The sequence below is a fragment of the Pseudomonadota bacterium genome (assembly GCA_018817425.1).
GTDB lineage: Bacteria > Desulfobacterota > Desulfobacteria > Desulfobacterales > RPRI01 > RPRI01.
The window spans coordinates 109,523-133,413 of the sequence record JAHITX010000001.1 but is presented as its reverse complement, the minus strand read 5'-3'; the positions used below and the strand labels follow the sequence as shown (position 1 = coordinate 133,413).

Here is a 23,891-nt window from a genome sequence, read left to right as displayed (position 1 = left end):
ACTAAGCCAATAAATCAATTCGGCAAACGGCATATAACCAACGCATTCACAATATTGTTACAGCGCCACAAAAAATGCATTGAATGGACTGAACAGACATAGAACCCAACAGTTGGTTGCAGAAAATTTTCGCTGCCTCATAACTTCGCACGAGAGACTTATATGAACAAGAAACAAAAACTTGAACTCACCTGGATCGGAAAAGAAAACCGGCCTAAGCTGGAACCACGCATTCTACTGGAAGACCCGGAAAAGTCTTATCATGCCAGGCACAGGGTAAAGGATAAAGATATCTTCGACAACCGGCTGATTTTCGGGGATAACTTGCTGGCATTGAAGGCTCTGGAACAGGAGTTTACGGAAAAAGTTAAGTGTATATATATCGATCCACCATTTAATACTGGTGCAGCTTTTGAACATTATGACGATGGGTTAGAACATTCAATATGGCTTACCATGATGAGAGAAAGGCTATCAATTGTAAAAAAATTACTTACTATGGACGGCCTGCTTTTTGTGCAAATTGATTATCGAGAAGGAGCACGACTTAAAGTATTACTCGACGAAATATTTGGGGAACAATGCTTCAAAAATGAAATTATTGTTCGTAGAGGAACGAAGAATGTTCAATCGCAATTTGAGACTATTGATTCACTTTCCTCAGGACATGATACTATCTATCTTTATGCCAAAACATCAGAAACTCGTTTAAAAAAACTACAAGCACTACAGGATGACACAGAACCTGGAAAGTGGGATACATTTTGGCGTGGTACTGATAGACCAACAATGCGATATAAGATATTCGAAATCCACCCAGATAAGGGCCAATGGAGATGGAGTAAAGAAAGAGCGTATAAAGCAAAAAGTAATTATGAGGAATATGAAAATAGTTTATCTGGCGAATGCACACTAGATGACTACTATGGATTAACACTTCAAGAGACAGGAGTTAAGTTGGATTTTGTTAGGCTTGGTCCAGAGAATACCGTTCAATATTATGTCCCTCCTAGAAATTATAAAATTTTATCCGATGTTTGGATGGACATCCGTACTTCGGGAAAATTAACAGACTTTTCTCACGAGAAACATGAAGAATTGATAGAGAGAATTATTAGATGGGCAACAAAAAAATATGATTTAGTTCTCGACTCCTTCGCCGGTTCCGGCACCACTGGTGCGGTGGCTCACAAAATGGGCCGACGCTGGATTATGGTGGAACTGGGCGAGCATTGCCACACACATATTATTCCACGTTTGAAAAAAGTGATCGACGGCGAGGATTCCGGCGGCATCACCAAGACGGTGAACTGGAAAGGCGGGGGCGGCTTCCGCTACTATCGCCTGGCACCATCGCTTTTGGAAAAAGACAAGTGGGATAACTGGGTCATCAACAAAACTTATAATGCCGCAATGCTGGCAGAAGCCCTGTGCAAGCTGGAGGGGTTTACCTATGCGCCCAGCGATTCGATCTACTGGCAGCATGGCTATTCCACGGAGCAGGATTTCATCTACATGACCACGGCCAATCTGAACCACGACCAGCTCCAGCAGCTCTCCGACGAGGTGGGGCCTGAACGCACACTGTTGGTACTCTGTACCGCTTTTCGTGCCAGAGCCGATCAATACCCCAACCTGACCGTGAAAAAGATCCCAAAAGCTGTTCTCACCCGCTGTGAATGGGGTCATGATGATTACAGCCTGCGGGTGGAAAACCTGCCTAAAGCACCTCCTCCCAAGGGACAGATTGAGCTATTCGATGAGGATGAGAAATGACAAGCAAAAAAGACATATTACCCCCTGACAATGCATTGGTTCAGGATATATGCCTGATGATCGACAAAGCGCGTGCATTGGTGGCTTCGGCTGTTAATACCGGCTTGACTAAACTTTATTGGGAGATCGGCAAACGCATACATCAGGAAATCCTCAAAGGAGACCGGGCTGATTATGGAAAACAGATTCTTGCCACACTGTCGCAAGAATTATCACAAAATTACGGCAGCGGTTTTAGTTATTCAGCATTGACTCGGATGGTTAAATTTTATGAATCATTTCAAGATGAAAAGATTGTTGCCACACTGTCGCAACAATTGAGTTGGTCGCATTTTCGCGAGCTTTTGCCCCTTGAAAAACCATTGCAGCGTGATTTCTATGCGGAAATGTGCCGGGTTGAGTCTTGGAGTGTTCGTACCCTTCGCCAGAAGATCGATTCCATGTTGTATGAACGCACCGCTATTTCGAGAAAACCAGAAGCAGTTATCCGTCATGAGATCGAAGCGCTGCGCAATGAGGATCAACTTACGCCGGATCTTGTTTTCAAAGATCCATATTTTCTCGATTTTCTGGGTCTTCGGGATCGATACCTTGAAAAGGACCTGGAAGACGCCATTTTGCGCAAGCTGGAGCAATTCCTTCTGGAACTGGGGGCCGGTTTTTCATTCATCGCCCGGCAAAAGCGAATCCAGATCGACAATGACGATTATTATATCGATCTTCTGTTTTTTAACCGTAAACTCAAACGCTTGTTGGTGATTGAGTTGAAACTGGGTGATTTCAAACCTGCTTACAAGGGCCAGATGGAGCTCTATTTGCGCTGGCTGGATAAATACGAGCGCCAGGAAGATGAGCAGTCGCCAATCGGTCTCATCCTCTGCGCCGGTAAAAAGCGGGAAACCGTGGAACTTCTGGCTTTGGAAAACAGTGGCATACGCGTGGCCGAGTATATGACTGAACTACCGCCCCGCAAGTTGCTTGAGCAGAAACTTCATAAAGCTATCGAACAGGCCAAAAGAGAATTTCAAAATCAACTTGAACTCCAAGCAGGAAAAGAGAATGATGAACCGACACGTTAATGCCATTTCGGGCCGTCTGAGTCTGCGGCCGCCTCAGCGCCTATCATTGGGAATTCTCGATAAAATTACTGAAATCGCTCCGCCCGGCAAGGAAGCTGATACGGCCATGCAGCTTGCAGCGATCCAAAGCGAGTTTCCATCGGTAGTGGACTTCGAGCGCGAATTTCCTTCCCTGTGTTTTGCCCTGGCCACCGGTGTGGGCAAAACGCGTCTGATGGGTGCTTTTATCAGCTACCTGTATCTTGCCCACGGCATTAGCAACTACTTTGTATTGGCGCCCAACCTGACCATTTATAACAAGTTGATAGCCGATTTTACCCCCAACACTCCAAAATATGTATTCAAGGGTATTGCAGAATTCGCCGTCCATCCGCCTACAGTAATCACCGGGGATACATACGAAAGCGGGATCGGCGTGCGTGAGGCTTGGCGCACACAATATTCAATATTCCCCAAGTTAGAAGGCGTTCATATCAATATTTTCAACATCTCAAAGATCAACTCCGAAGTGCGCGGCGGCAAATCGCCTCGCATCAAACGTCTGTCCGAATACATCGGCGAGAGTTATTTTGACTACCTGGCCGGACTGCCGGATCTTGTGCTTCTCATGGACGAATCCCACCGCTACCGGGCCAGTGCAGGAGTTAGGGCTATCAACGAGCTCAAACCCATTTTAGGTCTGGAGCTTACCGCAACTCCATTTGTGGAAACCAGCCGCGGGCCATTACAATTTAAAAATGTGATCTATGACTATCCTCTGGGAAAAGCAATGGCCGATGGTTTTGTAAAAGAGCCTGCTGTAGTGACGCGTAAAAATTTCAATCCGGCCGGTATGTCAGCCGAGGCAATCGAGCGTATGAAACTGGAAGATGGTATGCGCCTCCATGAAAGCGTTAAAGTGGAACTGGAGACTTACGCCAGGGAGAGCGGAAATCCTATTGTTAAGCCTTTTCTGCTGGTAATAGCCCGTGACACCACTCATGCTGCCCAGTTGTTGCAATTGATTCAATCTGATGCTTTTTTCGAAGGTCGATATAAAGACAAAGTGATCCAAGTAGATTCCAGCCGTACCGGGAAAGATGAAGAGGAGATGATAGAACGATTGCTTAAGGTGGAACAAACGGATGAACCCACCGAAATCGTCATCCATGTCAATATGCTAAAGGAAGGCTGGGATGTTACCAACCTATACACTATCGTACCGTTGCGAGCGGCTAATGCGCGTATTCTCATAGAGCAGTCCATCGGCCGCGGTTTGCGCCTTCCATACGGTAAACGCACAGGAGTAATGGCTGTGGATCGTCTGAACATAGTGGCCCACGATAAATTCCAGGAAATTATCAACGAAGCCAACAGGCCGGATTCCACTATCCGCTTGCAGGCTGTGATTCTGGATGATGAAGATCTTAGCCAAAAGACAGCCTCTCTGGTTTCACGACCAATACTTTTGGAAAAGTTGGGAATGAAACCGGATAAGATGACCGCCAACACACGGTTGGCAGGACAGGATGAACCCAAGGTATTTGCCAAACCCGAAGAGCAGCAGGTGGCGCAAATAGCCTGGGAGGTTATCTGCAAGCTGGAGAATCAGCCAGGAAGGATTCCCTCTGTGACCCATTTGCAGAAGCCGGAAATTCAAGCTGCTATTGTCAAGGCGGTGGAAGAGCGGCAGCCGTCTGCCGAGCAGATGTTGCTGGAGGGTTTTACGGAAAAGCCGGATATTTCCGCTGTAGTAGCTAAAACTATTGAGATTGTTACACAGCAGACTATTGACATCCCACGCATCCAGGTAGTGCCTAAAGGGGAGGTCAAGACAGGATTCAAGCTTTTCACCCTGGACTTAAAGGCTCTGAATTATCCTGCGATTTCCGATGAGCTATGGATTCAGCATTTGCGCACCAGTCAGTTGGAAGTATTAGCGTTAGGGCGAGGCGGAATTGAGGAAGCGCGGCTGGAAGACTACGTGGTTAGCGGTCTGGTAGATTTTGATGATATTTCATACGATGACCATGCCGATCTGCTCTATGATCTCGCCGGTCAGACAGTACGGCATTTTAAATCTTATTTATCCGAAGAGGACATGCACAAGGTGATGCGCTGCTATCAGCGCGATATTGCCCGCTTCATCCACTCACAGATGCAGGATCACTACTGGGAGGATGGGGTTGAATACGAGGTAAAGGTCAGTAAGGGTTTTACAGAATTGAAGGAGAGCGCCTATTCTTATTCAGTTGCAGAACCTCCAGCCGATTATCGGATATCCCCTGATGACAAGAGCAACATGGCCCGATATATGTTCGGAGGATTCAAACGTTGCCTTTACCCAGTTCAGAAATTTGGCTCGGAAGCTGAACGTAAACTTGCCATGATACTTGAACGGGACGCGATAAAATGGTTTAAGCCCGCTAAAGCTCAGTTTCAAATCTTTTACCGGCAAGGTACTGAATATCACGAATATCAGCCGGATTTCGTAGCTGAAACCACCGATAGTATTTTCATGCTTGAGCCCAAGGCAAGTAACCAGATGGATGACCCCATTGTGTTTGCCAAGAAAGAAGCTGCCGTTAAATGGTGCGCGAATGCTTCGGGTCACGCACAAACTTACAATGGTAAGCCATGGCGATATGTTTTAATCCCTCACAATGAAATTGCAACAAATATGACGCTGGATGCTTTGGCAGCAAGGTTCGGTGAATAAATTTATTTTTATGTGTTTACTTGAGATATCTAATAGAGATCACAGTCTCGCTCAAACCTTTGATAAGAAGAATATATTTATATGTGTGAACATTATTATAGGAGGGTTAAGATATGGGTGATGAAAGAAAGGTAGTTTATTCCGAACTCTTTAAAAACACTCTGGACTTCTTGGCTGCCGGACGTGATCTTGATGAGCAAATACGTTGCATCAACGAAACAGGTAATCATGCGCCTACCTGGCTATTGCGCTCAGCCCTTTTGAGTTCGATTGGGCTGGCAACTCCAAAGCAATCGGCAGAGAACTTTTTAGTTTTCGGCTGCTATATTCCTTTTATGGCCATACCGGAATTGCAGGCATCTATCAAACTTTTAAATTTAACTGATATTGACTACACCTATTCACCCGACAAAGAGGTTTGCTGCGGAGCTCCGATATGGGAGGACACTGTTGAACTGGTTGATATGGAAGATGAGAGAAGAAAAGAGATTCAGAGCAAGTGCAAGGGATTTATGGAGATGAACAATTCTTTAGGTAAAAAGGCGCAGGCTGCAAATATGATTTATATGTGTCATAATTGTGCGTCGCTGGCAAGACGGACATTTAATGAAGACAAAAGTCATCATCTTTGGATCTATGATCTTCTTGTTGACAGGCTTCACGATAGAGCGCTGGAGATTGAGCCGGCAACTTATGGTTATTATAAAGGATGCCACAGGCATTTCCCATCTATCTCAAATCTTGGCTGGAAAACTTACAGAGAGTTTCTTGGAGGCATCAAGGGTTTAACTCTTATTGATTTAAATAATAAACAATGCTGCAGGGAAGATGCTGTCCCGATCTTAAAAGAGGCAGTAGAAAAGGGCGTAAAGGAGATCATAGTCCCTTGCGGAGATGGCAACTATCAGCTTCATTTGGCCTCACAGGCGGCAAACATACCGATGAAGCAAAAGAGTTTGTCGAGTTTGCTGCTTGATGCATTGGAAAGATAATACATTACCGGGCTGTAAAATTTCTCTGTCTGAATGCTTCATACATTGCCACAGCTCCGGCAGCGGAAGCATTTAAAGAACTGACACTGCCCTTCTGGGGAATTGAGATAAGAAAATCGCAATTTACTTTAACCAGCGGACGGATGCCTTTCCCCTCGCTTCCCACTACTAAGGCAACAGGGCCGGAAAGATCGCATTTATAAACCGGCATGTCGGCCGCAGCATCCATTCCCGCAATCCATATGCCTTTATCTTTTAGTTCCTTGATAGCACTAACCATATTTGTAACTACAGATACAGATGCATATTCAAGCGCTCCTGCCGAAGCTTTGGAAACTGACGGAGTGGGTAAAGCCGAACGATCTTTTGTAATTACAACTCCTGAAACACCGGCGCATAAAGCGGTTCTGACAAGAGAGCCAAGGTTTTGGGGGTCAACAATATTATCAAGCAGTAAAAAAAAATCTTTATGTTCAGGTGTTATTTTTTCCAAAATATCGTCAAACGGGAGCAATGGGTAAATACTTGTCATTGCGCCGATGCCCTGGTTAAACGTCGAGCCTGCAATTTTTTCCAGATGACTGCTTTCGACAGTTTTTACAGGGATTCTCATTGATTCGGACAATTTGATTATATCCGCAAATCGTTTTGAATCTTTTGATTTTGCGATATAAACTTCGTATACTTTTCTTCTGCCTGCCTTAATGGCTTCAGATACAGGATGAATCCCATATAGTATTTCAGTTTTGTTCATAACCTATACTCTTAAAGTTGCAATTAGTCTTTTAGGGTTTAAAAGCAGTTCGAACGCATAAATTATTGAAGTACAGATAATATCTGCTGATATAAGCGTTTGGGCACATACGCCTTCTTCCTGTACTACTGCAATTCCTATTTTTGCGTCCTTTAGCATCAGAGCATCATTTCTTCCGTTTCCTATGCATACGCAATTATCTTTTCCAAGTTTTATTAAATATTCCTGCTTTTGTTTATCCTGCTCACCGGGAGAAAGTATATACAGGTTAACAGGCAGATTTCCAAGTTGTTGTTGTACATCCCCAAATGTGTCGGCAGTAATAATATGGATGCTCATTAAATCGGATAACTCAATTAAAGTCGGCTTAATGCTGTTATATAACCTGCCATCAAATGCTATAGTGCCGTTATAATCCAAAATAAGATGTTTTAATTCTAAATCACCTGAACCGGGTATTGATATCTGTATCAAAATTGCCTCCTATGCTAATTATAGACAATATTTTGTGGCTCTTTTATCTAAGCCAGGTCATTTTTGATTATATCTATTGCCTGGCCTGGCTTTTCTGCAATGCGAACAGCCCCATTTCCCAGTTTCTGAAAAAAAGTAATGGATGCTGTATCTGCTCCCAACAGAATAACCGGTTTTCCGGCTTTAAGCGCCAGTGCAATTTCAGATACTGTCCCTGCACCTTTGCAGCCACAGGCAACAACAACATCGCTTGAAAGAACATTAATATTATTACGCGCATTATGCATATCTGTTATAATAACAATATCCACAAAGGGGCTGGGTTTTGAATCTACAGACGGCAGTATACCCAAAGTTATACTACCCGCTATCTCTTTTGCGCCTTGATTAACCGCTTCCATTACACCTATATCTCTGCCGCCACTAAGTAAAATCCAGCCTTCCTGCGCAATGAGCCTGCCAAGTTCATATGCATTGTCGATATCATTGGCATCAGCACTTTGGCCTGCTCCCATTACTCCTACAATAAATCGGCGCATAAAATACCACGAATCCTTTTGGCTCAGTGTATTTATTCTATATATTACTCTATAATATGCTGAAATAATTTAAGTAAACAAAATATTTCTTGGCTTTATTCTATTCGGTTGATATAAGTAATAAACTTGTGAACGAATAGTTTTACTGTATTTTATCTTGATATCGCTTGTTCTGCAGCAGGAATCAATTATTATATATTAACAAATAACTACTCGGCCAAACTGAAACGTTTTGAAAGTGGCTCTAATCTTTATCTTTTCTTAGAACACTTAATATCTCTTCTCCAAACTCTGATTTCTGCCAGTTTTTCATTTCGCTAATTTGTTTAAGTTCTGACAAAGAAACAGGATTTTTTGTGCCTATAGCGGTTAGCAGCGCTTTATTTAGCAAGATCCCAGGATCAATCTTAAGTTCTATTGCCTTATGATTTCTCCATGTTTTAATCTCTTCGATCCGCTTTAAAGCAGCAGGGGATATTGCAGGAGTCTTTTTTTTCGGATAAACTGGAAGCATCTCTTTGGGTGTTTTTATGGCTTTATGTATTATAATAAGCAGATCCTTGCCATATATATCCATTTGTTTATTGGATAATGCATTTGTGTTTACAATTTTATTTATACTGTCCGGTCTTGCTTCGGCAAGTTTTAGCAATGAAGTATTCCCTATTATTTTAAAAAATGGCACATTTTTTTTCAGTGCAATTTCTTTTCTAAAACAAAGAAGCGCCTCAAGAATAGCAAGGTTTTCCGGCTTAAGCTTTCCAGCCCCCTTGAATTTTAAAAAAAGAGGTTCACCATTGTTCTTATCCGGTCTTACACTGCATAATATATCGCATTCTTCCCTAACCCAGGACAAACGCCCAATATTATCAAGTTCCTTTTCGAGGATTTCGTAAAGAGAAACAAGATACCTTACGTCATCAATCGCATAATTTAACATATCGTCAATTAACGGTCTTTTTGACCAGTCTCTTTTCGTGTATTTCTTTTCAAGAAATACATTAAACCGTTGCCGAATTACAGCCTCAAGACCTGTTTCCCTGATTCCCAGAAATCTTGAAGCAAGTTCGGTATCAAAAAGATTTTTTATTTCAATATTAAAATCACGGAAAAGAGAGCGAATATCATAATCAGCGCCATGGAATATTTTTTTAATATCTTTATTTGAAAAGATGGGTTTTAAAAGTGATAAATCTTTTAGCTTTATAGTATCAATTGCGAAAAGATAATTTTTTGATGCAACCTGGAGTAAACAGACTTTTTCCGGAAAATGATGCATAGAGTCAGCTTCAAGGTCAAAGCCAATCATTTTATCTTCTTTTATGTTTTGCAGCGCATGTTTTAATGCAGATGAAGTTTCAATTAATGTTGCTGGGTTACTCAAAATCAAAGCCTTTTTCCTCAAAAACTGTAAGACAAGCCTTTACAACTTCAGGGTCATAGAGAATATTTTTATTTTCCCTGATTTCCTCAAGCGCTTTGTCAATTCCCATAGCTGCGCGGTACGGTCGATGTGATGCCATAGCCTCTACAACATCTGCTACGCTCAATATTCGTGTTTCAAGAAGAATATTTTCTCCCTCAATGCCTTTCGGATAACCTGAGCCATTAATTCTTTCATGATGCTGTAAAATTATCTGTGCAACAGGCCAGGGAAATTCGACATCTTTTAAAATATTGTAACCTGCATCAGGATGAGTTTGTATAAACTGCATTTCAATATCACTCAATTTGGAAGGCTTGCTTAAAATATCGGCTGGTACCGATAACTTGCCAAGATCGTGAATTGATGCTGCTATTTCAATTCCTTCAATCATTTGGGCAGGAAGATTCATCTCAATTGCTATAGCTTTGGATAGCGCAGCCACTCGCCTCTGATGGCCAGCAGTATAAGGATCTCTGGCTTCAATTGTTAAAGTCATAGCTTGAATAATTCCGCTGGTGGCTTTTTGCAACCTTTCAAAACTTTCCTTGAGCTTTTCTTCGCTCTTTTTGCTTTCGGTTATGTTTATCAACAACCCGCGCGAATCAATAATTTTGTTTTCCCGTATTATATTTCGGCCTGATAAACGGACCCATATAATTTCGCCTGTTTTCTTAACAAGCCTGAACTCAAGTGGTGTGAGGTATTCTGATTTATTATCGTTAAATATTTTCTCAACCATGGGAAGATCTTCAGAGTAAATAAAATCCAGAAAAGTATAACCGATGATTTCTGATGGTTTATATCCCCAGAATGATTCTATCGGGTCGCTGATATAGGTTATAATACCTTTTTCATCTGCCATAAAAAATACATCATTTATATTTTCAACAAGCTCTCTGAATTGCTCCTCCGATTCACGTAAGGCAGCATCTTTGCGTTTTTGTTCTTTTCTTAATTCTGCATCTCTTAAAGCCCTTTTAACCGATAGCGCGAGGCGCATCAGTCTATCTTTAAGTACATAATCGGTGGCGCCTCTTTTTAATGATTCAACTGCGATCTCCTCACCTAGTGTTCCGGTAACAAATATAAAAGGAACTTCCGGTAGCTTTTTAAGCGCAATATCCAAGGCAGAAAGTCCGTCAAAAGAGGGAAGGGTGTAGTCAGCAAGAATTATATCTATATCACCTTTCTCAATTTCAGAAATAAACCTTTCTTCCGTATCTATGCGGATAACTTCACATTCAATTTTATCTTCCGAAAGTATTTCCTGAATAAGTAAAGAATCAGTAGGGCTATCTTCAAGGTTTATCACTTTTAATTTTTTCATAAAAAATTTCTCCTGCAAATTAAGGACTTTGGAGAATATATGGTTTTGGCTAAATGCAAGTATGTTGCTATGCTTAACCTGAAAATATATTTTTGCATACATATAATTTTATTGGTTTTAAGTGTAACATGTTTTAAGGTGTTAATAAATCCTTTATATAATTTTATATTAAATATGATGCTTTAACCTTGCTATATGCATCTGTATATTTTAAATCTGAAATGATCATTTTGCTTCATAAAATTATTAATACATAGTATATATTTTTAGCAGGATTGTCATGATAACATAACAGCAGCTTTATGTTCTGTTTTTTTATGCAATAAACTTAAGGAGATATTTTATCTGTGAAACAGATTGTTCTTGGGACGGCAGGACACATTGATCATGGGAAAACAAGCTTTGTAAAAGCTATGACCGGTATTAATACCGACAGGCTTAAGGAGGAGCAAGTACGTGGAATAACCATAGAGCTTGGGTTTGCCTGGCTGGATCTTCCAAACGGTATAAGAATCGGAATTGTGGATGTGCCCGGCCATGAAAAATTTGTTAAAAATATGGTTGCCGGAGCGACAGGGATAGATATTGTTGCAATGATTATTGCCGCAGATGAAGGAGTGATGCCACAGACAAAAGAGCATATGGAAATATGCCAGCTTCTGGGTATAAAATATGGAATTGTTGTATTGACCAAGATTGATCTTGTTGATGAAGAATGGCTGGAGCTTGTAACAGATGATATAAAAAAATTTGTAAAAGGAACTTTTTTAGACGATGCTCCTGTTGTACCGGTATCTGCCTCAACCGGAGAAGGAGTTGACGATTTTATAAAAGTACTTTCCGAAATAAGCCCAAAAATCCCAGGTCGTTCTTCATCGGGGCTTTTTCGGCTTCCTGTTGACAGGGTATTTAGTATGAAGGGGTTTGGTACTGTTATTACAGGCACGCTGATATCAGGTCATGTTCAGGTGGGGGATATGATTATGATATATCCTTCGGGCACAACTTCCAAAGTTCGCGGGATTCAAGTTCATAACGAAAGCGTAACAGAAGCTATAGCCGGTATGCGAACAGCCATTAATTTTCAGGGTCTTGAAAAGGCTTCGGTTAACCGGGGTGAAATTGTTTCAACTCCCGGAGCGCTTATTTCGACTTTTATGTTAGATGTTTCCCTGAACTATTTATCAAGCAATAAGAAACCCGTTAAAAACCGCACTCGCGTCAGATTTCATGCCGGTACAAGTGAAATCCCCGGCAATCTTATTTTACTCGACAGGGAAGAGCTTCTTCCCGGAGAAGATGCTGTTGCCCAACTCAGGCTCGATACTCCGGTTGCGGTTGTAAAAGACGACAGATTCGTTTTAAGAAGTGTTTCTCCTGTAAGGACAATAGCAGGCGGGCAAATTCTTAATCCGGTTCCCATAAAGCATAAGAGGTTTAAGGCGGAAATTACCAAAGGTCTTGAAAGCCTTTCAGACCTTTTGCCTGAAGACCTGGTATCGTACTATGTCGCTCAATCCGGTTTCAAAGGCGCTTCTATTTCAGAGTTGAAGGTCATGACAAATATTTCCGAAAAGCAGCTTGACAGCAATCTCCAAAATCTTTTGTCCAAAAAAAGTATTATTTTAGCCGATAAAGAAAACAGGATATATCTTCATCAGGATGTTTTAAATGATCTAAAACTTGATACTACCAATTCTCTTGATGCTTATCACAAAGCAAATCCGCTTAAAGCCGGAATGCCCAAAGAAGAACTTAAATCCAAAATGCCGGATTTTTTAAACCCGAAGTTTTTCAACCTGATTATCAATCAGATGATAAAAGAAAAAGAAATTGAACTTGATGAGGATATGGTTCGCCGTCAAGGTCATAAGGTTTCGCTTGGTGAAGATCAGAGCCGTATAAAAACTAAAATCATTGAAATATATCATAAAGGCGTTCTTACCCCCCCCTTCCTCAAAGATTTGATAGAAGAACTTAAGATTGATTCTGCAAAAGCAAAAGATGTGCTTATGCTTCTTGTGAATGAGGGTGTTATCGTCAAGATCAAGGAAGATTTTTATATACATTCCGAGAATATCAATAATCTTAAAAACATGGTGGTTGAATTCTTAAAAGCAAACGAGGAAATGACAACCCCGCAATTTAAGGATATGACAGGAGCATCCAGAAAATACCTGATACCGCTTCTGGAATATTTTGACTCAAAAAATGTTACGATACGTATAGGAGATATCAGAAAATTAAGAAAAGCTTAAAACCTGACATAGAAGGATGCGCAAATTCTATGTGACGGCAGGGTTTATTCTCTGCTAAAACACAGCACTTTTCTTGATCGTCACAGACCAATTCTTGACATGATCCGCCGGCAAATCCTTTTGAGTTTTTAAAACCAATTTACGATAGCTTTTTGTTTCCTCGGTTAACCGCTCAAGGTGCTGTCTTGATATCCAAATCCTTAGGCTCACGGATGGACACTATATAGGAACAGATTAAAACAAGATATTACATAAGGTAGGTTTGGAGTGCTTTATAGCTCTTAAAATCAGCATCAACAAAGAAGGCTCCGACATGAAGGCTGTCTTTGGCATCAACAACTCGGCTTGACTCACAGGACAATCTTATAGGCTTGTTTTCAGCAGGCAAGTTGAAAACAAGCTCAAATTTCGAACCTTGCGAATCGATCAGGATTTGATTCTTGAAATCTTTGGAAATTAAAAGCTTTACACCACCAAGAGAAATCTCTGAGATGGCTCCTATTCCCATTTGTTCGTGCTCCTGTTGACTAATCACAGCCGGAACGGCAAGGGTTTTTCTCGGATATTGACGTTTTTCTTTTTTAACACCTTGGAAGACCCTCCTCTCTTTCAGGTATTTGGTCAGAGCCATTTCAATCGTTGACGATAAAGATCGCTGGTCTTCTTTTGCAACTCGAGCCAGGGATTCATGTAAATCCTTGCTGACACGAAAAGATATGAGGCTGTCTTTTTTCATGAGAATGCCTTAATATTCAAAAAAAATATAGTACTGATACAAGAGAGCATAAACTGTGCCTGAAGAATCATTTCTGACCTGTAATCAATGTTCATTACCGTAATCACAGTTTTTTTAAAACTAAAAAGACTACAACTTTATGGATGAAACATTGTACGTTATACAGCATATGTATTGAGTTGTAAAGAATTCTGTTAACAACTGCTCACTCCCAAGCCGTAATTCTTACTTTTCACCATAAAGCGTTAGAAAGACTGGTGTCACATCTTGACGGGCTGTTGCCCAAACCCCTAATTTTATAAAAACTAAAAAATGAGCTGAAAAATATCAGGCATTTATTTTTACTTCGGTATAATTTAAATAAATTCCAGCAGGCCGACAAAGGTGAGTTCTTATTGGTAAATATTGTGAAATCAAAATCAATAAGTCGATTGATTTTTCGTAAAATATGATCTTTTCGTATGCGATGGTCCAAATTGATATATCTGGTTGAGCCAGTTTCAAAACGCCCCATTTTGGCCGATCTTAAGCGTTGGGCTCAAATCTCGCACGAAGTGACACGTAGTGAAGCATAAGCGCTAACCTTTAGCGCTATCCTCGAAATACTTAATGTATTCCTGTGGTTGAAGTTTTCGCCCGCATTGAGCTTGACCAAACTGAAACGTTTTGAAAGTGGTTCTCTTATATTACATTTAAAAGGGCCAGCTTACTATACCACCTTCGATATAAGATACCCGGCTAAAACCTGCCGCATTTAAAATTCTTTGAGCCTCATAACCTCTTAAACTTATTTTGCAGAAAGTAATAATATCTTTATCTTTAGGAAGAGTATTTGCTTTTTCTCTCAAAGCTCCAAGCGGTATATTAAGCACCTCGTAAGGAAAAGGCATGGCAGCAACTTCATCCGGCATGCGGACATCAAGCAATACTACATCTCCCTTTTCAATACGTTCTTTGGCCTTAAAAGCCGAAATACCGGCAGCTATCCCATCCAGTTTATTAATCATCAGATGAGCACAGGTTGCAAGCGGATCAAGTGCCGGGCCATATGGCGGAGCATAAGCAAAATCAACATCTGCAAGCTGATCAAGGTTCCCGCCCAAAAGTATAACACTAGCAGCAACATCCAAGCGCTTTGCGCCTTCCCCCAGTCCGGCAACCTGGATTCCCAAAAGCTTTCTGTCACGTTTAGAAGCTATCATTTTTATTATAAAAGGTTTGGCATCAGGCATGAAATGCGGTTTGTCAGGGCCTGCCCATACGGTGGTTTCAACATCAAGCTTTAATGCCCGTGCCTGTTTTTCCGTAAGCCCTGTTCGCCCTATAGTATAATCAAACGCTTTTACTATGCTGGAACAGGCAATACCATTAAAAGGTGTAGGATTCCCGGCAATATGATTGGCAATAACCCTGCCATGCTTGTTTGCAGTAGATCCCAAGGGAACATAAAGCGGACTTCCCACAGTTTTATTAACATAATGGGATGCTACACAGTCGCCCCCTGCATAAATATTTTCATCACTTGTTTTGCAATATTCATTTACTACGATACCGCCTTTATCCATGCATTGCAAACCGGCATCTTTTGCAAGTTTATCATTCGGTCTGGTACCCACCGCAACAACAACCAGATCGGCAGGCAGACTTTGTTTATCCGTATCAACCGATGAAACAGCTCCTTTACCACCTATAGCCTTAACAGTCTCGGACAGTATAAGTTTTACACCTTTTTGACGCAGATGCTTTGCAGCAAACATTGCCACATCTTTATCCAGTATGGCAGGCATTATCTGATCTTCCATTTCCACCATTGTTACATCAAGGCCTTTTTTAACAAGAGCCTCCGACATCTCAATACTGATAAATCCCGCTCCGATAAGAACAGCACGCTTTAATTTCTGAGCTTCGATTTGTTTAACAATTGTATCCGCATCATCAGGTTGCCTGATAAACCAGACATTTTTCAAATCAACGCCGGGAATGGGGGGCCTGAATGGATAACCGCCGGTTGCCAGCACCAGCTTGTCGTACTTCATTTTATCTGTTTTTCCGCTAGCCAGATCTTTTACTTCAACGGTTTTATTTTTCCGATCGATTGCAATTGCTTCTTTTCCTGTAAGGACTTTAACACCTTTTGCTTTTTCAAAAAAAGCCGGGGTTCGTGCCACACCAACCGGGGTTTCGGTGAGCATTTCAACTCTTTCAAATAAACCCTCAACATAATAAGGCAAGCCGCAGGCTCCGTAAGAAACAATGCCTCCCTTTTCTATAATTGTTATATCAGAATCCGGGAGGAGTCGTTTCAGCCTCGATGCTGTCTTGGGCCCGCAGGCAACACCGCCAATAACTAATACTCGAAGTTTTATATCAGACATTTCTACTCCTTATTTCGTTTGGATTGAGGCTTTTGAAAAATGTCCGGTTTTGCTGAGGTTAACAAAAGGTGAGATATTCAATCACAAGAATACATAAAGTATTTCAAAAATTGAAATCAAACCTCACGCAAAATCGCGCAAAAGAGGTATTTTTTCAAGAAGCCTAGAATAGAAAAACGAAATAATAATATTACATTAACATCGATCACACAAGAAAAGACTTGTAAAATTATCTTTCTTCAGGCCCCAAAAATATTAACAGGTCTATAAGGATGACTGCCCTCAATTACATCAACACCGGCTTTTGCCTTTACTTTCGATATAATTGTATCTTTGTACGGACAATTATCTAAAAGGCATGTACCTATATGTACGGCATCAATTTTTTCATTTGTTAGTCCCATCCATGCTTTCAAATTTACAAGACGCACTATCGGTGAGGTGCCAGGACATCCTCCGCAATGCAAAAGAGCCCTTAATTTGGCATCACTGCCTTTATATCTTTCAAATTCACCTTCTTTTTTATCAAAAGCCATCAGGCAGCGTTGACATCCCAGACAGGTTTCATCCTTAATATTTTTACAGCTTAACACAGCAATATTCATTAATACTTCCTCCATATTTAATCCAACCATGAACTCAGTTATGAATCATATCTGATAAAATTTTATATTTTTAAGGTAAGATTTTTTATTTCTTTTAAGCGTACAAGCAGTTCAACCGCTTGTTCTGCAACAGGTCGGGGCAGTAGTTGCGATATCAAACCGAGCCCTTCGCTTGCTTCGTGAAATTGTTTAGCATCAAGAGAACTTACGACTGAACAATTAACCATCGGATTAACGGAAAGCAATCGTAAAGCTAACTGCAATCCGGTCATATCTTTTAAGTTTTCATCTGCAACAACTAGGTCGACAGGACTGACAGAAACCATGTCCAGCGCCTTTTGGCCTAAGTCAGCCCATAAAACTTCAACATCTTTTTGCTTTTCTATTTCTTTAGCAAAATCGAAAAAGTTTTCTTTAGTTGCAGTAACCAGCAATAATTTTAACATAAGAACCTCTTATACCTACCAGTGGCCTTCGGTATTCGGGTTATCTGCTAATGGTAGCTTTCCGTCAAGATATGCCTTAACAGCATCTTTAACCGATCCTGAGGCATCATTAGCCACGCCGACTTTTGCAGCCCTGAGTGTTTTGAAAGCATTGGGACCGCAAAATCCGGTAAGCAGAACCTTTGCGCCTTTTTGGCTTACCATACTTGCCGCCTGAATGCCGGCACCTTTGAGAGCATTAATATTCTCCTTATTATCCAGCACCTCAAACTCAAAGGTTTCCGAATCCACAAGAAGTATGTGGGCTGCCCTTCCAAAGCGAGGATCAACCTGCGAATCCAGATCCATTCCGGCAGATGTTACAGCTATTTTCATTATTTGATCTCCCTGCTTCTGATTTTATCTTTTAACAGATATTGCTCCGGTTAATTATTCCTTAGATCAACCGCCCCCACCTCCGCCACAGACCTGCTTATCACTGATGACAGGCAGTTTGCCTGCGATTAAATCTTCCACAACCGGTCTTATTTCAGCCCTGGTATCATCATGATAAACATCAATGCCCACCTGTCTGAAACCCATCAGAGGGCGCATTCCTATTCCGCCGACAACAAGAGCATTCACTTTATGTCCCGCCAGAATATTAACAGGCACCATACACCCACCCTGGACATGCTCCTGATTGGGAACAGTACTTACACTCTTTATTTTTCCATCTTCCACATCGATCAATGTGAACACATCACAATGACCAAAATGACCGGAACGCTGGCCATCAAGACCGCCTGCTTCCATTGACGGAATTGCTATTCTTCCATTTTCCATTTGCTAAAAACCCTCCATAATTTAAATTAATTTACTTATTTCAATCTGGTTTACTAATTGTCGTTTAAATATTTACTTATTTGTTTCCAAATCGTCATGATCGCTTGGGCAGATATCGAATCTTTATCATATTCAAAAACCGTTTTTCCCTGTACCATTGATTTAGTTACTGCATTATCAAAGGGAATTTTGCCCAGAACAGCCATTCCCATGCTTTCCGAATACTTTTCTATTGCCTGAGTCTCTTCTTGATTAAGATCGAACTTATTTACACATACCATGGCCGGCACCTTAAAATGTGCGGCTAACTGCGCAACACGTTCCATGTCATGCCGGCTTGAAACTGTAGGTTCGGTAACAATCAGAACGGCTGATGCACCACCAATGGAAGCAATGACAGGACACCCTATGCCCGGTGGCCCGTCCGTAATAATTAAATCAAGGCTGTTTTTTTCCGCAAGCTTTTTGGCTTCCTGCCTCACAAGCGTTACCAGCCTTCCGGAATTTTCCTCAGCGATACCCAGTCTGGCATGAACCATAGGCCCAAACCGGGTTTCGGAAATATACCATTCACCGCAGGTTTGTACCGGAAACTCGATAGCCTTTTCAGGACAAAAATAAACACAAACACCGCAGCCTTCGCATTCTAAATCATTTACAACAAAATCATCATTTATAGCATTCCATTTGCACAGATCCCGGCACAAACCGCATTCGGTACAGAATTTTTCATCAATAACTGCTTTGCAGCCGCCTTTAAAATCATTTCGTTGTTGAATATCCGGGGCAGTTATAAGATGGAGATCGGCTGCATCCACATCCGCATCGCATAGAATTTTATTTTCGGCAAGTGAGGCAAAGGCTGAAACAATACTGGTTTTTCCGGTGCCGCCTTTACCACTGATTATTACCAACTCTTTCATTAAATATCCCCCGGTCAACTCTGATCTGCGAGTTCTTTTATGCGGCTGTTTAAAAACAAAAACTTCTCCCGCCATTCGGGCATTGCATCCACAAGAAGTTGTCCCCGTGAATAGGCCTCTGCAATTTTCCTGCTGAATGGTATCTCCATAAGTACCGGTATTTTCATATTTGCAGCATAGTCTTTCACCTGCCCGTCTCCAATGTCCGAACGATTAATTACCAGCCCATGAGGTATTCCCAGTATCCTCACAGCTTCAACTGCAAGTTTCAAATCATGAAGGCCAAAAGGAGTTGGTTCCGTTACCAGCAATATAAAGTCTGAATCTTTCATAGAAGTAATCACCGGACAGGAAGTTCCAGGAGGGGCATCGATAATGGTTAATAATTCGGGCCGGGTAAAAGAACGAACCTTACGGATAAGCGGAGGTGACATTGCCTCTCCGACTCTTAATTTTCCGTGAACAAAATCCACACCGTTCCTATTCCCTCTTTCTATAACACCCAATTCTCTGCCCGTTTCCGAAATAGCACTAACAGGGCAAACCTTCATACACCCGCCGCAACTATGGCACATTTCCGGAAATGTCAGTATAACTTCACCCAGCACCAGGATTGCCTTAAACTGGCATATCTGGGCACATTTACCGCAGAAATTGCACTTATCCTCATCTACTAATGGAACCGGAGTTGAAACTTTTTCAGTTTCTTTAATTGCAGGATTAAGAAAAAGATGCGCATTAGGCTCTTCCACATCACAGTCTAAAAGCTGTACATCCTTTCCTACAGAAACAGCAAGATTTGTGGCAATAGTCGTTTTGCCCGTTCCACCTTTTCCGCTTGCAACGCTTATAATCATTATTTTAAGTTTCCTATGCCCTTGCCATTAGACTTCCACATTTAGGACAAGCTACACCATAACAGGGATTGCCGCGCTCATGGGGCTGTTTTTCTCCACATTTCGGACATATGCACTCTCCCCCCAGTCCGACACCTTGTCCACCGCCCATGCCGCGCCCGCCGCCCATGCCTTTTGTTGCTCCGGAACCGCTCTGATTCTTCCCGCCGCCAGTTCTTCCTTGCCCTTGTCCTTTAGGTGACATAATTTTTCTCCTTTATAAAATTTTCCACCAGGCTGCTGCTCAAAGTTTAGTCATAATATCAGCATAGGAGGGTTTTAGTTTGATGCAGCAACCCAGTGAAAAAACCGATTTAAAACGGATGTAACTTAATTATCAGTTCAACCATTTTATCAAATTCCTGTGAAAACCCCAGTTTTTCCTGATCCAGACTTGCCAGAAGCCCTTCATCAGCACGTCTGACCACTTCAGGCTCAATAGGGAGACTTGCTAAAAATCTTAAGTTCTCTCTGGCAGCCATTGCTTCACCGCCATGTGCCTTGAATAGGTCCGTTTTCTCGCCACAATGGCTGCATACAAAACCGCTCATATTTTCTACTATTCCCAGTATAGACATATTAACCTCGCGGCAAAAATTAATGGATTTTCTAACGTCAGCCAAAGAAATTTCCTGAGGAGTTGTTACGATGAGAGCCTTTGCATCCGGAATGGTCTGAGCTACAGTAAGTGGCTCATCCCCTGTGCCCGGCGGTGAATCAATAATCATATAATCAAGCTCTGACCATTCAATGTCCGAGATAAATTGTTTGATAACTCCAATTTTAAGAGGACCACGCCATATTGTTGCGGTATCTTTATTTTCTCCCATAAGTGTCTCAATAGACAAGACATGTAAATTGGACATATATTGGACAGGAAGCATTTTCCCCGAAGTTTCAGATTGCATCACTTTGCCATTTACTCCTAACATTCTCGGTATACTAGGCCCATGAAGATCCACATCCAGAAGACCAACCCTGCATCCTTTTTTTGACAGGAGAACAGCGAGATAGGCAGCTATACTACTTTTGCCGACACCTCCTTTTCCGCTCATTACCAAAATTTTATTTTTAATATTGGCAAGCTGTTTTCCGATTTCGATATCCTGTATTGCATGCTGGTCGTTTTGGTTGCCCGCCCCACAACTTTGGCTCAACATATTACTTTTTCTCCTTTTTTAGTGCTTTCAACCCGATAGAAACCGAATTATATTATCTATAGCCAGTTTCAAAACGCTCCATTTTGGCCGATCTCGGCGTTGGGCTCAAATTTCAATCCTCGAAATACTAAATGTATTCCTGTGGTTGAAATTCTCTCCCGCCTTGAGCTTGAACAAACTGAAACGTTTTGAAAGTGGCTCATATTACGCTTTATATTCCGAAGAAGCCTCTTTGGGGTTTCTGTTGCAGCTTGTTTTTCGTGTTCTTCTCTGCACGGGACATTTTTGAATATCATTTCTGCCATAATTTTCTCTGCTTCGCTTGCAGCCCGGCATAAGGAATCCGGAACGAAAAATGTTTCCTTTAAGGTATGCTTCCAGAACATCCTCAGGATGACCTGATATGTTTTGAATAACATTAATACCGGATGCCGCAAGCAATCTCCAGAAAGGGCGCGACACAGCACCGCATATTAATGTATCCACTTGCATGCCGCAGATACGAACACATCTTCGGGACAGTTCCGGTTCATCAAGGTATATTTCAAACCTTGACTTCTCTTTCCTGTCTTCGAGTTCGACAATTAAAAGTTTTGATGCCGTATCTAATACAGGCGATACTTTGTCGTACCAAACAGGAATGGCTATTCTCATTTGAAATACCCTTGCCTATACTGTTCTTAATAAAAGAAACCGGATAATAGCTTGTTTCAACATCTGCAAATCTTTTTCTTCAAAGCTATTGCTGTTATTATATAAGCATTTTATACGCCATGATATATGGAGCGCCCATTATTTTTGTATCTTGCTAATATTTAATGATATTATTATTGGAAAGAATCTACGGGAAAAAGAATGGCGCTATTGCATATTTGCATTAATGCAATATTACCTGCACATAGCGTTGCGATTATGCTATTATATTAAAGGTGCATTAAGTTCTTGCACGACCATCTATTTTGGGGATTTCGAGATTAAAGCGTTTGATTTTTCTCCAGAGTGTGGCCGGATGCATACCAAGCTTAGTTGCTGTAGTCTTCCTGTTATATTTATTTTTAATCAGGACATCTAAAATAAAATTTTTCTCAATTTCATCCAGTGACTCAGCTTCTCTTATTTTTTCACTTCTTGGAAGAATTTCTTCGGCAACCGGTTTTTGGCAAAGATAATCAGGCAGGTATTCGGTACTAATAAGGTTTTCTTTACAAACAACGATGGCATATTCAATTATATTTTCAAGTTCGCGAATATTTCCGTCAAACCTATGAGACATAAGTATATGAAGTACTTCAGAGGTAACACCTTGCACTTCTTTATTATTCAGATGGCTGTACTTTTTGATAAAATGATCGGTTAAAAGAGGAATATCCCCTTTGCGTTCCCTTAAAGGCGGAAGTTTTATTTTTACTACATTTACACGGTAGTATAAATCTTCACGGAAACTCCCGGTTTTCACAAGATTTGCCAGATCCTTGTTTGTAGCCGTTACAATTCGGACATTGGCTTGTTCGGACTTCGTACCACCCAGAGGCTCATAGGTTTTATCCTGCAACACCCGGAGTAACCTTACCTGTAATGCGGGTGTTATATCACCGATTTCGTCTAAAAAAAGCGTGCCCCCTTTAGCAAGAGCCAAACGGCCAGGCTTATCTTTTTTAGCATCTGTGAAAGCACCGGCTTTGTATCCAAAGAGTTCCGATTCCAGAAGACTATCAGGCAAGGACCCGCAATTTATGGTTATCATCGGTCCTTTGCTTCTGTGGCCAAGAGAGTGAATAGCTTTGGCAAAAAGCTCCTTTCCTGTCCCACTTTCCCCCTCTATCAATACTGTTGCATCACTTTCGGATATTTGCTCAAGCATAGCAAAAAGACGCAGCATTTCCTTGTCTTTGCTTATTATATCATGAAATGAATGTCTTCCCGAAAGTTCCTTTCTCAAAGCTTCAAGCAGGCTAAGATCGCGGAAGGTCTCGGCACCACCTATCATAAGTCCTTTTTTATCTTTCAAAACAGCTGTGGAAATACTTACGGGAATACGTTCACCCTCTGAATTTACAATAAAAATAGATTTATCAATAACCTGCCGTCCGGTTTCCATTGTTTGACGTAAAGCACATGCTTTTTCGCAAATGCTTGCCCTGAAGACATCCCAGCAATGACGCCCCAGCGCCTCTGCTTTTTCTATCCCGGTTATTTTCTCTGCAGCACGATTAAAAGAGGTTATCCGCCAGTCCGAATCAACCGTAAAGACCCCGTCTGCAATGCTGTCAAGTATGATCTGTGTCTGAACTTCCATTATAACAAAATCTTTCGCGTTTACCCTATTCGTAAATCCTGTCTCATATTAATGTATTTGAATTTGTGACATCTGATGCATAAAAAGTCAAAATTATTTTTTCTTTTCAAATTATGACGGACTCGTTGAAAGTCACCAAACCGTCATACCGGCGAAAGCCGGAATCCTGAAACTATTTAAATTATTGGATGCCCCCGGCTTACATACTGCCGGGGCAGGCTTATCGGGTCCGGTATGACGAAACAGGAATTTCCAGACTTTTAATAGTCCATATACATGATAACTATAAGTAATTGATGTAAGTAA

The 23,891-nt window shown here is 41.3% G+C and carries 23 protein-coding genes; 5 read left to right on the top strand and 18 right to left on the bottom strand.

Annotated features, from left to right (window positions below):
- Positions 1-162 precede the first annotated feature (162 nt).
- From KKC46_00670 to KKC46_00655, 4 genes are all read left to right on the top strand, one after another.
- On the top strand, positions 163-1,776 hold the full coding sequence (locus KKC46_00670) for a site-specific DNA-methyltransferase (GenBank protein MBU1052326.1): 1,614 nt from the start codon (positions 163-165) through the stop codon (positions 1,774-1,776).
- A complete protein-coding gene (locus KKC46_00665) occupies positions 1,773-2,855 on the top strand; it encodes a DUF1016 family protein (protein MBU1052325.1) in 1,083 nt (360 codons plus the stop codon). Before KKC46_00670 ends, KKC46_00665 begins: the two co-directional genes overlap by 4 nt.
- Positions 2,839-5,553 carry a DEAD/DEAH box helicase family protein gene (locus tag KKC46_00660; protein MBU1052324.1) on the top strand — a complete coding sequence of 905 codons (2,715 nt, stop codon included), beginning with the start codon at positions 2,839-2,841 and terminating at the stop codon, positions 5,551-5,553. Before KKC46_00665 ends, KKC46_00660 begins: the two co-directional genes overlap by 17 nt.
- Before the next feature lie 113 nt (positions 5,554-5,666).
- A complete protein-coding gene (locus KKC46_00655) occupies positions 5,667-6,545 on the top strand; it encodes a hypothetical protein (GenBank protein ID MBU1052323.1) in 879 nt (292 codons plus the stop codon).
- Positions 6,546-6,549: 4 nt separating this feature from the next.
- On the opposite strand, the gene rlmB is transcribed toward KKC46_00655, so the two are convergent.
- The 5 genes from rlmB to KKC46_00630 form a co-directional block, all read right to left on the bottom strand.
- The gene (rlmB, locus tag KKC46_00650; GenBank protein ID MBU1052322.1) at positions 6,550-7,299 is read right to left on the bottom strand and encodes a 23S rRNA (guanosine(2251)-2'-O)-methyltransferase RlmB; all 750 of its coding nucleotides are present in this window, start codon (positions 7,297-7,299) and stop codon (positions 6,550-6,552) included.
- Positions 7,300-7,302: 3 nt separating this feature from the next.
- Positions 7,303-7,773 carry an ATPase P gene (locus KKC46_00645; protein MBU1052321.1) on the bottom strand — a complete coding sequence of 157 codons (471 nt, stop codon included), beginning with the start codon at positions 7,771-7,773 and terminating at the stop codon, positions 7,303-7,305.
- Between the two features lie 47 nt (positions 7,774-7,820).
- Entirely contained in the window at positions 7,821-8,312 is a 492-nt protein-coding gene (locus tag KKC46_00640) for a cytochrome (protein MBU1052320.1), read from the bottom strand.
- Positions 8,313-8,556: 244 nt separating this feature from the next.
- Entirely contained in the window at positions 8,557-9,696 is a 1,140-nt protein-coding gene (locus KKC46_00635) for an HRDC domain-containing protein (GenBank protein ID MBU1052319.1), read from the bottom strand.
- Positions 9,689-11,065 carry a PAS domain S-box protein gene (locus tag KKC46_00630; protein ID MBU1052318.1) on the bottom strand — a complete coding sequence of 459 codons (1,377 nt, stop codon included), beginning with the start codon at positions 11,063-11,065 and terminating at the stop codon, positions 9,689-9,691. Before KKC46_00630 ends, KKC46_00635 begins: the two co-directional genes overlap by 8 nt.
- A 347-nt stretch (positions 11,066-11,412) precedes the next feature.
- Between KKC46_00630 and selB the strand changes: the two genes are divergently transcribed.
- Positions 11,413-13,323 carry a selenocysteine-specific translation elongation factor gene (gene selB, locus KKC46_00625; protein ID MBU1052317.1) on the top strand — a complete coding sequence of 637 codons (1,911 nt, stop codon included), beginning with the start codon at positions 11,413-11,415 and terminating at the stop codon, positions 13,321-13,323.
- On the opposite strand, the gene KKC46_00620 is transcribed toward selB, so the two are convergent.
- From KKC46_00620 to KKC46_00560, 13 genes are all read right to left on the bottom strand, one after another.
- Complete coding sequence (locus KKC46_00620; GenBank protein MBU1052316.1) at positions 13,301-13,462, bottom strand: DUF2284 domain-containing protein; 162 nt, start codon at positions 13,460-13,462, stop codon at positions 13,301-13,303. The genes selB and KKC46_00620 overlap by 23 nt on opposite strands.
- A 108-nt stretch (positions 13,463-13,570) precedes the next feature.
- Entirely contained in the window at positions 13,571-14,059 is a 489-nt protein-coding gene (locus KKC46_00615; protein ID MBU1052315.1) for a PilZ domain-containing protein, read from the bottom strand.
- A gap of 692 nt (positions 14,060-14,751) precedes the next feature.
- Entirely contained in the window at positions 14,752-16,434 is a 1,683-nt protein-coding gene (locus KKC46_00610) for an FAD-dependent oxidoreductase (protein MBU1052314.1), read from the bottom strand.
- Between the two features lie 239 nt (positions 16,435-16,673).
- Positions 16,674-17,054, bottom strand: coding sequence for a CGGC domain-containing protein (locus KKC46_00605; GenBank protein MBU1052313.1), 381 nt, complete (start codon positions 17,052-17,054; stop codon positions 16,674-16,676).
- 47 nt (positions 17,055-17,101) lie between these two features.
- Positions 17,102-17,485, bottom strand: a complete 384-nt coding sequence (locus tag KKC46_00600) for a response regulator (protein ID MBU1052312.1) — start codon at positions 17,483-17,485, stop codon at positions 17,102-17,104.
- Positions 17,486-17,500: 15 nt separating this feature from the next.
- Positions 17,501-17,860, bottom strand: coding sequence for a NifB/NifX family molybdenum-iron cluster-binding protein (locus tag KKC46_00595; GenBank protein ID MBU1052311.1), 360 nt, complete (start codon positions 17,858-17,860; stop codon positions 17,501-17,503).
- A 66-nt stretch (positions 17,861-17,926) separates the two neighbouring features.
- Positions 17,927-18,310, bottom strand: coding sequence for a NifB/NifX family molybdenum-iron cluster-binding protein (locus KKC46_00590; GenBank protein MBU1052310.1), 384 nt, complete (start codon positions 18,308-18,310; stop codon positions 17,927-17,929).
- A 53-nt stretch (positions 18,311-18,363) separates the two neighbouring features.
- Positions 18,364-19,233, bottom strand: coding sequence for a P-loop NTPase (locus KKC46_00585; GenBank protein MBU1052309.1), 870 nt, complete (start codon positions 19,231-19,233; stop codon positions 18,364-18,366).
- A gap of 14 nt (positions 19,234-19,247) precedes the next feature.
- Positions 19,248-20,090, bottom strand: coding sequence for an ATP-binding protein (locus tag KKC46_00580; GenBank protein MBU1052308.1), 843 nt, complete (start codon positions 20,088-20,090; stop codon positions 19,248-19,250).
- A 13-nt stretch (positions 20,091-20,103) separates the two neighbouring features.
- The gene (locus KKC46_00575) at positions 20,104-20,334 is read right to left on the bottom strand and encodes a hypothetical protein (protein MBU1052307.1); all 231 of its coding nucleotides are present in this window, start codon (positions 20,332-20,334) and stop codon (positions 20,104-20,106) included.
- Positions 20,335-20,443: 109 nt separating this feature from the next.
- Positions 20,444-21,289, bottom strand: a complete 846-nt coding sequence (locus KKC46_00570; GenBank protein MBU1052306.1) for an Mrp/NBP35 family ATP-binding protein — start codon at positions 21,287-21,289, stop codon at positions 20,444-20,446.
- A 204-nt stretch (positions 21,290-21,493) separates the two neighbouring features.
- Positions 21,494-21,943: a hypothetical protein gene (locus KKC46_00565; protein MBU1052305.1), complete on the bottom strand. Its 450-nt coding sequence runs from the start codon at positions 21,941-21,943 to the stop codon at positions 21,494-21,496.
- A 280-nt stretch (positions 21,944-22,223) separates the two neighbouring features.
- Positions 22,224-23,585: a sigma 54-interacting transcriptional regulator gene (locus KKC46_00560; protein MBU1052304.1), complete on the bottom strand. Its 1,362-nt coding sequence runs from the start codon at positions 23,583-23,585 to the stop codon at positions 22,224-22,226.
- Positions 23,586-23,891 lie beyond the last annotated feature (306 nt).